12 protein-coding genes are annotated in these 14,732 nt (G+C 69.5%); 11 read left to right on the top strand and 1 reads right to left on the bottom strand.

Annotated elements, in window-relative coordinates; translation table 11 throughout:
* The first annotated feature begins 86 nt into the window (after positions 1 to 86).
* From KYK13_RS04155 to KYK13_RS04110, 10 genes are all read left to right on the top strand, one after another.
* Entirely contained in the window at positions 87 to 1,529 is a 1,443-nt protein-coding gene (locus KYK13_RS04155) for an aldehyde dehydrogenase (RefSeq protein ID WP_223642137.1), read from the top strand.
* Between the two features lie 17 nt (positions 1,530 to 1,546).
* Positions 1,547 to 1,975, top strand: coding sequence for a RidA family protein (locus tag KYK13_RS04150; protein WP_014393721.1), 429 nt, complete (start codon positions 1,547 to 1,549; stop codon positions 1,973 to 1,975).
* Position 1,976: 1 nt separating this feature from the next.
* Positions 1,977 to 2,501 (top strand): 3-hydroxyanthranilate 3,4-dioxygenase, encoded by a 525-nt coding sequence (nbaC, locus tag KYK13_RS04145; RefSeq protein WP_223642135.1) that lies wholly within the window; start codon positions 1,977 to 1,979, stop codon positions 2,499 to 2,501.
* The gene (locus tag KYK13_RS04140) at positions 2,498 to 3,514 is read left to right on the top strand and encodes an amidohydrolase family protein (RefSeq protein WP_223642133.1); all 1,017 of its coding nucleotides are present in this window, start codon (positions 2,498 to 2,500) and stop codon (positions 3,512 to 3,514) included. The genes nbaC and KYK13_RS04140 overlap by 4 nt, the downstream gene beginning before the upstream one ends.
* Positions 3,511 to 4,788 carry a kynureninase gene (gene kynU / locus KYK13_RS04135; RefSeq protein WP_223642131.1) on the top strand — a complete coding sequence of 426 codons (1,278 nt, stop codon included), beginning with the start codon at positions 3,511 to 3,513 and terminating at the stop codon, positions 4,786 to 4,788. The genes KYK13_RS04140 and kynU overlap by 4 nt, the downstream gene beginning before the upstream one ends.
* Complete coding sequence (locus tag KYK13_RS04130; RefSeq protein ID WP_223642129.1) at positions 4,775 to 6,166, top strand: NAD(P)/FAD-dependent oxidoreductase; 1,392 nt, start codon at positions 4,775 to 4,777, stop codon at positions 6,164 to 6,166. Before kynU ends, KYK13_RS04130 begins: the two co-directional genes overlap by 14 nt.
* Positions 6,156 to 6,881 carry an SDR family oxidoreductase gene (locus KYK13_RS04125; RefSeq protein WP_223642128.1) on the top strand — a complete coding sequence of 242 codons (726 nt, stop codon included), beginning with the start codon at positions 6,156 to 6,158 and terminating at the stop codon, positions 6,879 to 6,881. The genes KYK13_RS04130 and KYK13_RS04125 overlap by 11 nt, the downstream gene beginning before the upstream one ends.
* A 572-nt stretch (positions 6,882 to 7,453) precedes the next feature.
* Positions 7,454 to 8,035, top strand: coding sequence for a hypothetical protein (locus KYK13_RS04120; protein ID WP_223642127.1), 582 nt, complete (start codon positions 7,454 to 7,456; stop codon positions 8,033 to 8,035).
* A gap of 171 nt (positions 8,036 to 8,206) precedes the next feature.
* Positions 8,207 to 11,374: a TonB-dependent receptor gene (locus KYK13_RS04115; RefSeq protein ID WP_223646515.1), complete on the top strand. Its 3,168-nt coding sequence runs from the start codon at positions 8,207 to 8,209 to the stop codon at positions 11,372 to 11,374.
* Between the two features lie 42 nt (positions 11,375 to 11,416).
* Entirely contained in the window at positions 11,417 to 12,169 is a 753-nt protein-coding gene (locus KYK13_RS04110; RefSeq protein WP_223642126.1) for a hypothetical protein, read from the top strand.
* On the opposite strand, the gene KYK13_RS04105 is transcribed toward KYK13_RS04110, so the two are convergent.
* Positions 12,141 to 12,857 carry an HAD family phosphatase gene (locus KYK13_RS04105; RefSeq protein ID WP_223642125.1) on the bottom strand — a complete coding sequence of 239 codons (717 nt, stop codon included), beginning with the start codon at positions 12,855 to 12,857 and terminating at the stop codon, positions 12,141 to 12,143. The genes KYK13_RS04110 and KYK13_RS04105 overlap by 29 nt on opposite strands.
* A 221-nt stretch (positions 12,858 to 13,078) precedes the next feature.
* Between KYK13_RS04105 and KYK13_RS04100 the strand changes: the two genes are divergently transcribed.
* The gene (locus tag KYK13_RS04100) at positions 13,079 to 14,722 is read left to right on the top strand and encodes a sigma 54-interacting transcriptional regulator (RefSeq protein WP_223642124.1); all 1,644 of its coding nucleotides are present in this window, start codon (positions 13,079 to 13,081) and stop codon (positions 14,720 to 14,722) included.
* Positions 14,723 to 14,732 lie beyond the last annotated feature (10 nt).

Raw genomic sequence — 14,732 nt, 5'->3', positions numbered from 1 at the left:
CGCCACCCGACGTCCTCCGTTCGGAATCCTGGAGACGGTGGACAGCCGCGACGTACATTGCCGCGTCTGCCTGGGAGGGCGCTGCCTTGGAAAAGGTCCTCAACTATATCGGTGGAGAATTGGTGCCCGCGGCGGGGGGGCAGTGGCTGGACAAGCCGGAGCCCGCGACGGGTCAGCGCTACGCGCACGTGCCGGACTCGCGCGAGGCGGACGTGCAGTCCGCCGTGGAGGCCGCGGGCCGGGCCTTCCCCGCGTGGGCCGCCCTGCCGGCCATCGAGCGCTCGCGCTACCTGCGCCGCATCGCGGGGCTCATCCAGGAGCGCCTGGACGCCTTCGCGCGGGCGGAGTCCATCGACACGGGCAAGCCGCTGTCGGTGGCTCGCACGGTGGACATCCCGCGCAGCGTGCTCAACTTCGAGTTCTTCGCGGACGCGGCGACGCAGTTCTCCAGCGAAGCGCACCCCATGGACGGCGTGGCGCTCAACTACACGCTGCGCTCGCCGCTGGGCGTGGTGGGCTGCATCTCACCGTGGAACCTGCCGCTGTACCTGCTCACGTGGAAGATCGCCCCCGCGCTGGCGGCCGGTAACTGCGTGGTGGCCAAGCCGTCGGAGGTGACGCCGATGACGGCCTTCCTCCTGTCGCAGGTGTGCCGCGACGCGGGGCTGCCGCCGGGCGTCCTCAACCTGGTGCACGGCCTGGGGCCCCACGTCGGCGGGCCGCTCACGCGCCACCCGGACATCAGCGCCATCTCCTTCACCGGCAGCACGCGCACGGGCGCGGAGATCGCCCGCGTGGCCGCGCCGTCGTTCAAGAAGCTGTCGCTGGAGATGGGCGGGAAGAACCCCAACGTCATCTTCGCGGACTGCGACTTCGACGAGGCGCTGGCCACCACGCTGCGCTCGTCGTTCGCGAACCAGGGGCAGATCTGCCTGTGCGGCCCGCGCATCTTCGTGCAGCGCCCGCTGTATCCGCGCTTCAAGGAGGCGCTGGTCGCGCGCACGAAGGCCCTGAAGGTGGGCGACCCGCTGGTGGAGGGCACGGACCAGGGCGCGCTGGTGTCGCGCGAGCACTTCGAGAAGGTGATGGGCTACATCGCGCTCGCGAAGCAGGAGGGCGGCAACATCCTCACCGGCGGCCAGCGCGCGAGCGTGCCCGGCCGCTGCGCGAACGGCTGGTTCGTGGAGCCCACGCTGGTGGAGGGCCTGGCGCCCACGTGCCGCACGAACCAGGAGGAGATCTTCGGTCCGGTCGCGACCCTCATGCCCTTCGACGACGAGGAGGAGGTGCTGTCGTGGGCCAACTCCACGCGCTACGGCCTGGCGGGCAGCGTGTGGACGAAGGACCTGACGCGCGCGCACCGGTTCGCGTCGCGGCTGCACAGCGGCATCGTCTGGGTGAACACCTGGATGCTGCGCGACCTGCGCACGCCGTTCGGTGGCGTGAAGGAGTCCGGCGTGGGCCGCGAGGGCGGCTGGGACGCGCTGCGCTTCTTCACCGAGCCCAAGAACGTCTGCATCAAGCTTTGAGCCCTGGAGAGCCACACGTGAGCGCTGGCGAGCGGATCGATTCGAAGAAGGCCCCGGAGCCGGTGGGGCTCTATCCCCATGCGCGCCGCGTGGGGAACCTGCTGTTCCTCTCCGGCGTGGGCCCGCGCGAGCGCGGCAGCAAGGCCATCCCGGGCGTGGAGCTGGACGCGGCGGGCAACATCGTCTCCTACGACATCGAGACGCAGTGCCACTCCGTGTTCCGCAACGTGCGCTACATCCTGGAGGACGCGGGCTCGTCGTGGGAGCGGCTGGTGGACGTGACGGTGTACCTCACGGACATGAAGCGGGACTTCCCCACGTACAACCGGCTGTGGGCGGAGTACTTCAAGGACAACCCGCCGTGCCGCACCACGCTGGAGATCAACGCGCTGCCCACGCCCATCGCGATTGAACTCAAGTGCATCGCCACCATTGGAGACGAGTGACATGGGCCGACTGACCCCCATCAACTTCAAGAAGTGGATCGACGAGCACCGCCCCCTGCTCAAGCCCCCCGTGGGCAACCAGCAGGTGTGGGCGGACCGGGACTTCATGGTCACGGTGGTGGGCGGGCCCAACTCGCGCACGGACTTCCACGTCAACGAGGGCGAGGAGTTCTTCTACCAGCTGGAGGGCGACATCACCCTGCGCGTCATCGACGAGGGGCAGGTGCAGGACGTCCCCATCCGCGAGGGGGAGATCTTCCTGTTGCCGCCCAAGGTGCCGCACTCGCCGCAGCGGCCCCCGGGCACCATTGGCCTGGTGCTGGAGCGCCGCCGCCAGCCGGACGAGTTGGATTCCTTCCTGTGGCTGTGCCCGAAGTGCGGAGACAAGCTCTATGAGGAGTCGCTGCACGTCACCAACCTGGTGACGCAGCTGCCGCCGGTGTTCGAGCACTTCTACGGCAACCCGGAGAACTGCACCTGCAAGCGGTGCGGCACGAAGGTGACGCGGGGTGGTGCGCCCCAGTGAAGGTCGACATCCACACGCACCTCTTGCCCCCGGAGCTGCCCCGCTTCGCCGAGCGCTTCGGCTACGGCGGCTTCATCACGCTGGACCACCACGCGCCCTGCCGCGCGCGGATGATGCGGGACGACGGCAAGTTCTTCCGCGAGATCGAGAGCAACTGCTGGGACCCGCACCAGCGCGTCACGGAGTGCGACGCGCACGGAGTCCAGGTGCAGGTGCTGTCCACGGTGCCGGTGCTGTTCAGCTACTGGGCGAAGCCGAAGGACGGCCTGGAGGTGGCGCGCTTCCTCAATGACCACCTCGCGGGCGCGGTGGCGTCCGCGCCCAGGCGCTTCGTGGGGCTGGGCACGGTGCCGCTCCAGTCCACCGACCTGGCGATCCAGGAGCTGGAGCGCTGCGTGCGCACGCTGGGTTTCGCGGGCGTGCAGATTGGCAGCCACGTCAACGACCTGAACCTGTCCGACCCCGCCCTCTTCCCCTTCTTCCAGGCGGCGAGCGACCTGGGCGCGGCCCTCTTCGTGCACCCGTGGGACATGATGGGTGAGGCGAAGATGGCGAAGTACTGGCTGCCGTGGCTGGTGGGGATGCCCGCGGAGGTGTCGCTGGCCATCTGCTCGCTCATCTTCGGCGGGGTGATGGAGCGGCTGCCGAAGCTGCGGTTCGCCTTCGCGCACGGCGGCGGCGCATTCCCCGGCACGCTGGGCCGCATCCAGCACGGCTTTGAAGTGCGCCCGGACCTGGTGGCCGTGGACAACCCCGTCGCGCCGCGCGACTACCTGGGCCGCTTCTGGGTGGACTCGCTGGTGCATGACGCGGACACCCTGCGCGCCATCGTGAAGCTGTTTGGCGCGGACAAGGTGGCGCTGGGCAGTGACTACCCCTTCCCGCTGGGCGAGGAGCGGCCCGGCACGCTCATCGAATCGCTGACGGACCTGGCGCCCGCGGTGCGCGAGCGGCTGCTGTCTCGAAATGCCCTGGAGTGGCTGGGGCGCTCGCACGAGGACTTCGCACGATGACGGCCCCTGTCTACGAGAACAGCGACGTATTCGCCTACGGCCTGGACGCGGCGGATCCGCTGAGGTCCCTGCGCGACGAGTTCCTCTTCCCGCCCTCCCCTTCCGGCGCGCCGACCATCTACCTGGCGGGCAATTCGCTGGGGCTCCAGCCGCGCAAGGCGCGCAAGTACGTGCAGATGGAGATGGAGGACTGGGAGCGGCTGGGCGTGGAGGGCCACGTGCACGGCCGGCACCCGTGGCTGCCCTACCACGAGCTGCTCACGGAGCAGGTGGCGCGGGTGGTGGGCGCGCAGCCCGTGGAGGTCGTGGTGATGAACACCCTGTCGGTGAACCTGCACCTGATGATGGTGTCGTTCTACCGGCCCACGCGCGAGCGCTTCAAGATCCTGATTGAAGGCGGCGCCTTTCCGTCGGACCAGTACGCGGTGGCGTCGCAGGCGCGCTTCCACGGCTACGACCCGCAGGAGGCCATCCTCCGGCTGACGCCTCGCGAGGGCGAGGACACGCTGCGGCCCGAGGACATCCTGGAGGCCATCGAGCGGCACGGGAAGGAGATCGCGCTGGTGATGCTGGGCAGCGTGAACTACCTCACCGGGCAGGCGTTCGACCTGAAAGAGATTACGCGCGTGGCGCACGCGCAGGGCTGCAAGGTGGGCTTCGACCTGGCGCACGGGGCGGGCAACCTGAAGCTGTCCCTGCACGACGACGGCCCGGACTTCGCGGTGTGGTGTTCGTACAAGTACCTCAACGGCGGACCGGGCAGCCTGGGCGGCGTGTTCGTGCACGAGCGGCACGCGCACTCGCCGGAGCTGCCGCGCTTCGAGGGCTGGTGGGGGCACAACAAGGCCACGCGCTTCGAGATGGGCCCCACGTTCGACCCGCTGCCGGGCGCGGAGGGGTGGCAGCTGTCCAACCCGCCCATCTTCCAGCTTGCGGCGCTGCGCTCGTCGCTGGAGCTGTTCGACAAGGCGACGATGGCGGCCCTGCGCGCCAAGAGCGACCGGCTGACGGGCTACCTGGAGTTCCTGTTGGACCGGCTGCCCGCGGGGTTCGTCACCATCACCACGCCGCGCGATTTGAAGCAGCGCGGGGCGCAGCTGTCGCTGCGCTTCAAGGGCGAGCCGAAGCGGCTGCTCCAGCGCCTGTCCGCGGCCGGCATCATCTGCGACTTCCGCGAGCCGGACATCATCCGCGCCGCGCCCGCGCCCCTCTACACCACGTACCTGGACGTCTTCCGCTTCGTGAAGGCGCTGGAGGCCCATGCCCTCGAATGAACCGAAGCTGACGGTGGTGGGAGCGGGCCTGGTGGGGTCGCTGCTCTCGCTGTACCTGGCCCGCCGGGGCCACACGGTGGAGGTGCTGGAGCGCCGCCCGGACATGCGCCGCGAGACGCTGGACGCGGGCCGCTCCATCAACCTGGCCATCTCCACGCGCGGCCTGCATGCGCTGCGACAGGTGGGCCTGGAGGAGGAGGCGCTCAAGCACGCCATCCCCATGCGCGGGCGGGTCATCCACCCGGTGAAGGGTGAGCTGGCCTTCCAGCCGTATGGGAAGGACGACTCGCAGCACATCAATTCGTTGTCACGCGGCTGGTTGAACACGTTCCTGATGACGCAGGCGGAGGCGACGGGCCGGGTGGCCATCCGCTTCCGTCAGCGGGTGACGCAGGCGGATCCGGCGACGGGGGCGCTCACGGTGCTGGACGAGGCCACGGGCGCGACGCGCGAGGTGCGTGACGCGGTGGTGTTCGGCACGGACGGCTCCGGTTCGGCGGTGCGGCAGGCGATGCAGTCGCAGCCGGGGTTCCACGCGGACTCGGAGACGCTGGGGCATGGCTACAAGGAGCTGACGATTCCGCCGGGCGAGGGCGGGCGTTTCCAGATGGAGAAGCACGCGCTGCACATCTGGCCGCGCGGCACGTACATGCTCATCGCGCTGCCGAATGAAGACGGCAGCTTCACCTGCACGCTGTTCCTGCCGTGGGAGGGGCCGGTGAGCTTCGCGTCGCTGCGGACGCCCTCGGCGCTGGAGGCGTTCTTCCAGGAGCAGTTCCCGGACGCGAAGGCGATGATCCCGGGACTGGTGGAGGAGTTCTTCTCCCGGCCCACCGGACACATGGTGACGGTGAAGTGCGCGCCGTGGCACTCGGGCGGACGCACGCTGCTGCTGGGCGACGCGGCGCACGCCATCGTGCCGTTCTACGGCCAGGGGATGAACTGCGGCTTCGAGGACTGCGTGGTGCTGGACGCGCTGTTGTCGAAGCAGACGGACTGGGCGGCGGCGTTCGGTGAGTTCGAGCGGCTGCGCAAGACGAACGCGGACGCCATCGCGGACATGGCGGTGGAGAACTTCATCGAGATGCGCGACAGCACGGCGGATCCGCGCTTCCTGTTGGAGAAGGGCGTGGAGAAGGTGCTGCTCAACGCGTTCCCGGGCGAGTTCGTCAGCCGCTACACGCTGGTGAGCTTCAGCCGGGTGCCCTACCGGTTGGCGTACGGCGTGGGCAGCATCGCGGGCGGCATCGTGTCGGAGCTGGCGCGGGAGCTGAAGCGGCCGGACGACGTGGACCTGGACCGTGCGGCGAAGCTGATTCGCGGCCGGCTGACCCCTTTCATGGAGGAGCACGCGGATGGATTTCGGCTTGAAGGGTAGGCGCGCGCTGGTGACGGGCGCGTCGTCGGGGCTGGGGCGCGCCATCGCGGACACGCTGGTGAAGGAGCGCGCGACGGTGGCGGTGTCCTCTCGCGGAGGGGAGAAGCTCCAGAAGGCGGCGAAGGAGCTGGGCGCGGCGCTGGCGGTGCCGTGCGACTTGACGCAGCCGGGGGCCGCGCGCGGCCTGGTGCGCGAGGTGACGCAGAAGCTGGGCGGCCTGGACGTGCTGGTGGTGAACGCGGGAGGCCCGCCGTCGGGAGGCTTCGAGGCCATCACGGTGGAGCAATGGCAGACAGGGTTCCAGAGCCTGTGGCTGGCCACGGTGGATGCGATCCAGGAAGCGCTGCCGGGCATGAAGGCGCAGGGCTGGGGCCGCATCGTGCTGGTGACGTCCACGGCGGCGCGCGAGGCGATGAACAACCTCACGGTGTCCAACGGCCTGCGCGCGGGGTTGCTGGGGCTGGTGAAGAGCCTGAGCAATGAAGTGGCGCCGTACGGCATCACGGTGAACGCGGCGCTGCCGGGCTACCACGCGACGGACCGGATGAAGGACCTGGGCCTGTCCGACGAGAAGGTGGCGCCGAACATCCCGGCACGGAGGCTGGGGAGGCCGGAGGAGTTCGCGGCGCTGGTGACGTTCCTGGCGTCGGAGCCCGCCGCGTATATCAGCGGCCAGTCCATCGCCTGCGACGGTGGAGCGCTGCGGGGCTTCTGATGCGTCAGGGTATGTCAGCGGACACTCCACCCTCTTCGACGATGGTGCGTTGAAGAGAGCCCGAAGTGGCGTCGGTGGCCTTCCGGGGGGAAGGCCATGGACGCGACGAAGCGGGCGGTATGCCTGGGGCTGGGATGTCTGCTCACGGGCTGCGCGACGGGTACGGGCACGGTGGTGGAGGGGAGCCTCCAGCCCCGGCATTTCCGGTTCGTCACCATCGTGGAACACTCAAGCCCGGGGCCAGGAGGGTGGCGGGCCGCCTGCGTCCGCGTGCCCCTCCGGCGCGACTCGGGTGAGGTCCTCATCTGTCAGCTGGGCGTCGAAGTCCCCATGCAGACCGCGAGGGATGGCCCCATCCCACTCGAACTGGCTCAGCGCATCTCGTCAGACTGCGCGAATCTGGCAGCCCAGACTGTCTTCAGCGCGGCCACACCCGTCACGGCACTGGGCCTGGCCTGTGAGGACTTCAGGAACACGTTCACACTCGCACTCAAAGGGGCCATCGGAGGTTCGAAGGTGTCGAAGGACTGTCGTCAGGAAACAACACCCGTCGTCCCCAGCCGCAAGACGCGATGAGCCCTTCCACTGAAGAGTTGCTTGTAATCGCACGTCGCTATTGGCGAGCAGATCAGGCCTACGACTTCCGGCTCGACCCCAGTCCCGAGTACCTCAGGTACGAAGCGCTCTGGAACGAGAAGCGCAAGGAGTTCGGCCGCTGGGTGGCCCTGCTCGAGGAGATTCAGGAAGCACTCCCGGATGGCAAGGTCTGGGATTACACGCCCCCCACGGCGAATCCCAGCTTCGGCGCGCTCGTCTATCCCCGCCACGAGAAGATCATGCACCGTCCCCAGAAGGTGTGGGTGGTCGCCGGGTATCTCAGCATTCTGGCTCCGGTCTATACGGTGCACTGCATCCGCAAGGAGTACCTGGGGACTCAACTCCGAAGCACGAAGGTCTTCCTGGGCCCCATCCCGCTGGAGCTGCAAGGCATCGCGGACACGGTCGCCCGACACATCGAGACCGAATACGGCGCGACGGCGCTCCCGCTCGAAGTCGCCCAGACGCCCGTGCCCCTCTACGTCAACTTGATGAAGCCGCCGCAGACCACGCTCCTCCACGCGCTCTTCACCTCCGAGCCCGAGAACATCCTCTGAGCCCCTCCCCCCGGACCTGACGCAACGGGCCAGCCATTTTCCATTCTGGCGGCAAAGTCTTTTTGATTTGGGCTGGTAGGTTTATCACGTTTTGCGACAAAGTTCGCCGCCTTCGCCGGGAGGGGCGCAGACGTGCTCAGACGAATCTTTTTCATCCGTGGGCTGTGGCTCATGGTCGTGTTGTGGGGCGCCGGGGCCTGGGCCCAGGGCAACTCGGTCATCACCGGGACGGTGGTCGACGCGGAGGATCACCAGCCGCTGGAGAACGTGGTCGTCACCGCCACCTCTCCTCAACTTCAGGGCGAGCGCACCGTCCTCACCGACAAGAGCGGCCTGTACCGCATCCCCCAGCTGCCGCCCGGGACGTACACGCTGCACTTCGAGGGCCAGCGCTTCCAGCCCTATGCCCGCGACGGCATCCTGCTGAGAATCGACCGCACCATTCGCTTCAACGTGGAGATGATTCCGTACACGATGACCGTCGACTTCGAGGTCGTCGGCTCGCCGCCCACCCTGGACGTGGGCTCCAGCGCCGCCGGCGTCACCGTGGACCAGGAGTTCATCCGCAACATCGCCGTCATCCGCCCCGGCACCAAGGGCTCCGCGTCCCGCTCCTTCGAGGGACTGGCCGAGCTGGCCCCTGGTGCCACCGAGGACCGCTATGGCGTGAGCATCAGCGGCAGCTCGTCCCCTGAAAGCCAGTTCGTCGTGGACGGCCTGTCCGTGAACGACCCCGGCGTGGGCACCCTGGGCACGCCCCTGTCCGTGGAGTTCGTGAAGGAGGTCAACGTCATCACCGGCGGCTACATGCCGGAGTACGGCCGCTCCACCGGCGGCGTGCTCAACGTCGTCACCAAGTCCGGCTCCAACGAGTTCCACGGCTCCGTGTTCGCCAACTACGCGCCCGGCGCGTTCCAGACGTCCGGCAAGGAGATCCTCCGCGAGGGCAGCGTCATCTCCGCGCAGGGCAGCGCCCACAACCTGGGCGACTTCGGCTTCGACCTGGGCGGCCCCATCCTCAAGGACAAGCTCTGGTTCTACGTGGGCTTCGCGCCGTCCTTCAATCGCATCCAGGTGGACCGCCAGTTGAGCAGCTACGAGCTGTGCACCGCGGAGGACATCGGCAGCTATAAGTGCGAGAAGGTGAACGACCGCCGCAAGGACCCCACCACCGGCTTCTCCCTGGCGACCCCCATCGAGGGCACCCGCACCCGCCGCTTCGCGGATGAGCGCAGCGTGCAGTACCTGGGCAAGCTCACCTACAACTTCAACCCGGACCACAGCCTGTCCGTGTCCGTCTTCGGCACGCCGCGCTCCTCCGGCGGCAGCGGCAAGTACTCCTTCAGCGACGACGGCGAGCCGGAGGTGTGCTCCAGCCTGTCGTGCACCAGCTACGTGCAGGGCGCGTATGAAGCCATCGCCACCCGGCGCAGCAACAGCGCGCTGGACATCGTGGCGAAGCAGGCGTCGTCCTTCTTCGACAAGAAGCTGCTCGTGGACGCGACGCTCGGCTGGCACCACCAGGCGGACTCCGTCCTCCCGTCGGACGGCTCCGGCCTGGGCTCCGGCGAGGGCCTGTCCGCGAAGTCCAACATCGCCTGGCGCCGCAGCACGAATCGGAACTACCACACCATCAACGAGTTCGAGACGCTCCCGGACGCGGACGCCTGCGGCACCACGCCCGAACAGAAGAAGCTGCGCTGTCCCGTGACGGCCTACTCCACGGGCGGCCCCGGCACCATCAGCATCCAGCGGCTGGACCGCGTGCAGGGCAAGGTGATGGGCACCTACCTCGTGGAGGCCCTGGGCCACCACATCCTCAAGGCCGGCGCGGACATCGAGCGGATGAGCTTCTACAACAACCGCGCGCGCACCGGCCTCGCGCCCTGGCAGGAGTGCACCGACGGCACCTGCTTCTTCACCCAGAACCAGTACGGCTACATGGTGGGCCCGGACCAGCCGGTGTTCCTGCCCAATAAAGAAGGCACCTCCACGTCCACCACCGTGGGCGGCTTCCTCCAGGACAGCTGGTCCATCCTGGACAAGGTCACCGTCAACGTGGGCCTGCGCTACGACGTGCAGACCATCTACGGCCTGGACGGCGAGGTGGGCCTGCACCTGCCCAATCAGTGGTCCCCGCGCCTGGGCATCATCTACGACCCGACGCAGAGTGGCCGCGCCAAGCTGTTCGCCAACTTCGCGCGCTTCTTCGAGAACGTCCCGCTGGACATGGCGGACCTGTCCTTCCCCCAGCAGCAGCTGCTGTCCGCCACCTACTTCAAGCCCCCGTGCGACCCGTCGAACGAGGGGTCGCTGCGGGTGGACTGCGTGGACGCCAACCGCAAGCCCATTGGCAGCCGCGAGAACCCCAACCAGTTCTGGGACGCACAGGGCGGCGACCGCGTGCCGGTGGACCCCCAGATTCGCGCCCAGTCCGCGGACGAGTACGTCGTGGGCGGTGAGTACGAGCTGTTCACCGCGAGCCGCGTGGGCGCGACCTACACCCGGCGCGCCCTCAACGACGTCATCGAGGACATGAGCCGCGATGACGGCAGCACCTTCTTCCTGGGCAACCCGGGCAAGGGCTACTCCACGGACTTCCCCCTGGCGAAGCGCAAGTACGACGCGGTGAACGTCTACTTCCAGCGCGCGTTCACCAACGGGTGGCTGGCGCAGGCCAGCTACACCTGGTCCCACCTGCGCGGGAACTACTCCGGCCTGTTCCGCGCGGACACCGGCCAGCTGTCCCCCAACCTCACGCGCGACTTCGACCTGGTGTCGCTCACCGTCAACCGCGACGGCCCGCTGCCCGGGGACCGCACGCATGCATTCAAGGTGTTCGCCGCGAAGGAGCTGGTGCTGGGGCCGCGCACCAGCATCAACGTGGGCGGCAACTACCGGGCGCGCTCCGGCACGCCGCTCAACTACCTGGGCGCGCACCCGCGCCGCAGCGGCTCGGAGACGTTCATCCTGCCGCGCGGCAGCGCGGGCCGGCTGCCCTGGGTGCACGGCGTGGACGGGCACGTGGGCCTCAACCAGCGGCTGGTGAAGGACTCCGTCCTCACGGTGTCCCTGGATGTGTTCAACCTCTTCAACTTCCAGCAGTACACGGACGTGGACCAGACCTTCACCACCACGCGCGTCTTCGCCATCGAACAGGGCGGCAAGCCGGAGGACCTCACCGCCTGCCTCACCGACAACAACCCCAAGTGCAAGGTCATCTCCACCGGCACGGGGAACCCCCGCATTGGCGAGGCGGACATCAACCCCAACTTCAAGCGGCCCACCGCCTACCAGGCACCGCGCTCCATCCGCCTGGGCGCGAAGATCAGCTTCTGAGGCCTGACATCCATGAGGACCTACGCGATGAAGCTTCGTTGGATGGCAGTGAGTGCAGGGGTGGCGTCCGCGGTCGTCGCCGTGAACGCGTGCGGCCGCGCGCCGGAGGCCGAGTGCGTCGTGGCGCGCTCCGTGTCGAACAACTCCACCGGCTCGTTCGCCGCGACGTACCAGCTCAAGCCCGGACAGAACCCGGACCGGGTCTGCGCGCAGCTCAAGCCGGAGTCGCTGGGCCTGCAGAAGTTCTTCAGCCCCGACCCGGCCGCGCCCGACACCGTGGGCGTGCGCAGCGCGCGGCTGGGCCAGTTGCTGGCGAGCTTCGCGTCCCGGGTGACGGAGGAATCCAAGGCGTCCGCCACGGCGGTGGGCCCCTTCGCCTCCCCGACGCCGGGGGCGGATCACTTCTGCTCGGTGCCGGAGTTGACGCCCACGCGGCTGGAGGTGGCCGCGTCCACGGCGGACGGCGGCGGCACGCTGCCCGCGCAGGACTATGGCTACACGTGGAGCAACCTGCGCATCTACAACACGCCGGAGATTCCGGGCACGCAGTTCACCGCGGACCTCGTCTACTCGGAGAACGGCTGCACCGCCGAGTACTCCGTGAAGGGCATCTGGCCGGTGGTGAAGTGCCAGAACAGCACGACGAAGCTGCCGGACGACGCGCTGTGCGACCCGTACCCGGACTACGACGCGGGACGGCTGCGCGGCTCCGGCATCAACCCGCTGTTCCCCGTGAAGTGCGACCCGGACGCGCTCATCTGCGTGCTCACGGGTGAGGTGCCGTCGGCGCCGTGAGGCCCTGACTTCCGGGGCGCAGCGCCTGGGGCAGGTCCCGGAAGTCCTTCACCAGCCAGTCCGGCCGCTCGCGCAGCAGCACGTCGCGCGGGAAAGACGTGGCGACGGCGACACACGCCGCGCCCGCCGCCCGCGCGGCCCTCAGGCCCGCCACCGCGTCCTCGAACACCACGCACGCGTGCGGCGACACGCCCAGCGCGGCCGAGGCCTTGAGGTACACCTCCGGATCCGGCTTGCCCCGCACCACGTCCGTGGACGTCACCCGCACGGGGAACAGGTGCTCCAGCCCCACGCGCTCCAGGGCCCGCTCCGCGTTCTGCGCCAGGGCGCTCGTGCCCAGCGCATAGGGCACGCCCGCCTGCTTCAGGGACATCAGGTAGCCGCCCACGCCGGGGACGGGGGCCACCGGCTCGTGGTCGAGCAGCCGGTGGAAGGCCCGCTCGCGGTCGTCCGTGAGCGCGGCCACCTGCTCATCGTCCAGCTCCTCGCCGAACCACGCGCGCAACGTCTCTCCCGCCCGCCGGCCGTTGGTGGCGAGCAGCTGCTCCCGCGTGGGGATGTAGCCCCGCTCGCGGGCGAACTCCTCCCAGACGCGGTAGTGCAGCTCGGTCGTGTCGATGACGACGCCATCCAGGTCGAAGAGGACGGCGTCGAAAGCGGTGATGTTCGAGGTCGATGAAGAAGACATGGAGGTCCCGCGCTTTCTCGTTCTCTCGAAGATCCACACGGCGCGCCTCTCAACACTATTCACGGAGCAGGACCGCGAACGCGGCCGCGGGTCCTACGGCCCATGTCCCCCGTGCGAGCAGCCGTGGGGTCGGCCTTCCGTGAGGGCTCCAAGGAATGAGGAGGAGCGACGCCTGCACGGTCCAGGGGCAGCCAGCCCGTTGTAGGCTTCCCAGAAGCACCATGCCGCTCAAGAACCCCACGGATTTCTCCACGACCGCCGTCCGCACCCAGGGCACGTCCTCGCAGGGCGCCCAGGTGATGCCGGCGTTGACGCTCATTGGCCATGCCCAGCCCCAGCGCATCGGGGAGCGGCTGCTGCTGGAGGGGCTGCTCACCGGGGAGCGCGCGGTGGCGCTGTCCCGCAACGCGCCGGACTTCAGGCGCCCGGGCTCGGTGCTGGCGCTGCCTCTGGGGGACCCGTTCCTCAGCCGCACGCCGGTGCGCTTCGAGGCGGGGACGGGCGGGGGCGTGCGGCTCCTGGTGCCGGAGGGCGGGACGCCGGTGTGGGTGGGCAGCGAGCCGGTGCGGGGCGGGCGCGAGTTCCCAAGGGAGGCGCTGGTGGCGGGCGTGCCGCTGGTGCTCGCCGGGCGCGTGGCGCTGCTGCTGCACCAGGTCACCGTGCGCGGCGCCAGCGTCCAGGCGGACCTGGCGGCGCTGGGCATGGTGGGCGACAGCGAGGGCATCGTCCGCGTGCGCGAGGACGTGCTGCGCGTGGCCGACCTCCAGGTGCCCGTGCTGGTGCGGGGCGAGACCGGCACCGGCAAGGAGCTGGTGGCGCGCGCGCTCCATGCGCGGAGCCCACGCCGCGAGGGCCCCTTCGTCAGCGTCAACCTGGGCGCCCTGTCGAAGGACCTCATCGCCTCGGAGCTGTTCGGCGCGCTGCGGGGCGCGTTCACCGGCGCCGCGCGCGACCGGGAGGGCTTCTTCCGCGCGGCCCACGGCGGCACGCTCTTCCTGGACGAGGTGGCGGAGGCGCCTCCGGAGGTCCAGGCCGCGCTCCTGCGCGTGCTGGAGACGCACGAGGTCTACCCCGTGGGTGGGCAGACGCCGGTCCGGGTGGACGTGCGGCTCGTCACCGCCACGGACGCGGACCTGGAGGCGCGCATCCACGACGGCCGCTTCAAGGCCCCGCTGTTGCACCGGCTGGCGGGCTTTGAAATCACCGTGCCGCCGCTGCGCGAGCGCCGCGAGGACATCGCGCCGCTGTTCCTCCACTTCGCGCGCCACGAGCTGGAGTCCACGGGCGAGGCCGGGCGGCTGAGCTCCTCGGACGCGCGCGCCGAGCCGTGGCTGCCCGCGTCGCTCGCCGCGCGCCTGGTGCGCTCCGCGTGGCCCGGCAACGTGCGCCAGCTGCGCAACGTCGCGAGGCAGCTGGTCATCGGCAGCCGGGGGCTGCCCGGGCTGCGCGTGGATGCCCGGCTGGAGCAGTCGCTGGACGCCGACGCGCTCCCCATCCCCGGCCACCCGCTGAGCGCGCAGGCCCCCTCCCCTGCTTCGGAGGACACGCCTCCGCCGTCGGAGGTCCGCGCCCCCTCGCGGCGCAAGCCTTCCGAGGTGAGCGAGCAGGAGGTGCTGGAGGCCCTGCGCGCCTGCGCGTGGGACCTGAAGGCCACGGCGGACTGGCTGGGCATCCCACGCTCGTCCGTGTACGTGCTCATCGACAAGAGTTCACTCCTGCGCACCGCGCGCGACCTGAGCCCGGAGGAGATCACCCGCTGCTACCATGAGTGCGGGGGCGACCTGGACCGCATGGTGCAGAAGCTGGAGGTCTCCCGCCGCGCGCTCCAGCGCCGCGTGCGTGAGCTGGGGTTGGAAGGCAGCTGAGGCTGGTACA

It is taken from the genome of Corallococcus sp. EGB (genome assembly GCF_019968905.1).
Lineage (GTDB): Bacteria > Myxococcota > Myxococcia > Myxococcales > Myxococcaceae > Corallococcus.
Note: the sequence above shows the minus strand (reverse complement) of the source record. Positions and strands in the feature narration are given on the sequence as shown.

Excerpts from the sequence above, each read along its gene's own strand:
- KYK13_RS04130 (WP_223642129.1), top strand. The coding sequence starts at position 4,775 with ATGCCCTCGAATGAACCGAAGCTGACGGTGGTGGGAGCGGGCCTGGTG.
- kynU (WP_223642131.1), top strand. The coding sequence starts at position 3,511 with ATGACGGCCCCTGTCTACGAGAACAGCGACGTATTCGCCTACGGCCTG.
- KYK13_RS04115 (WP_223646515.1), top strand. The coding sequence starts at position 8,207 with ATGGTCGTGTTGTGGGGCGCCGGGGCCTGGGCCCAGGGCAACTCGGTC.
- nbaC (WP_223642135.1), top strand. The coding sequence starts at position 1,977 with ATGGGCCGACTGACCCCCATCAACTTCAAGAAGTGGATCGACGAGCAC.
- KYK13_RS04105 (WP_223642125.1), bottom strand. The coding sequence starts at position 12,857 with ATGTCTTCTTCATCGACCTCGAACATCACCGCTTTCGACGCCGTCCTC.
- KYK13_RS04110 (WP_223642126.1), top strand. The coding sequence starts at position 11,417 with ATGGCAGTGAGTGCAGGGGTGGCGTCCGCGGTCGTCGCCGTGAACGCG.
- KYK13_RS04100 (WP_223642124.1), top strand. The coding sequence starts at position 13,079 with ATGCCGCTCAAGAACCCCACGGATTTCTCCACGACCGCCGTCCGCACC.
- KYK13_RS04120 (WP_223642127.1), top strand. The coding sequence starts at position 7,454 with ATGAGCCCTTCCACTGAAGAGTTGCTTGTAATCGCACGTCGCTATTGG.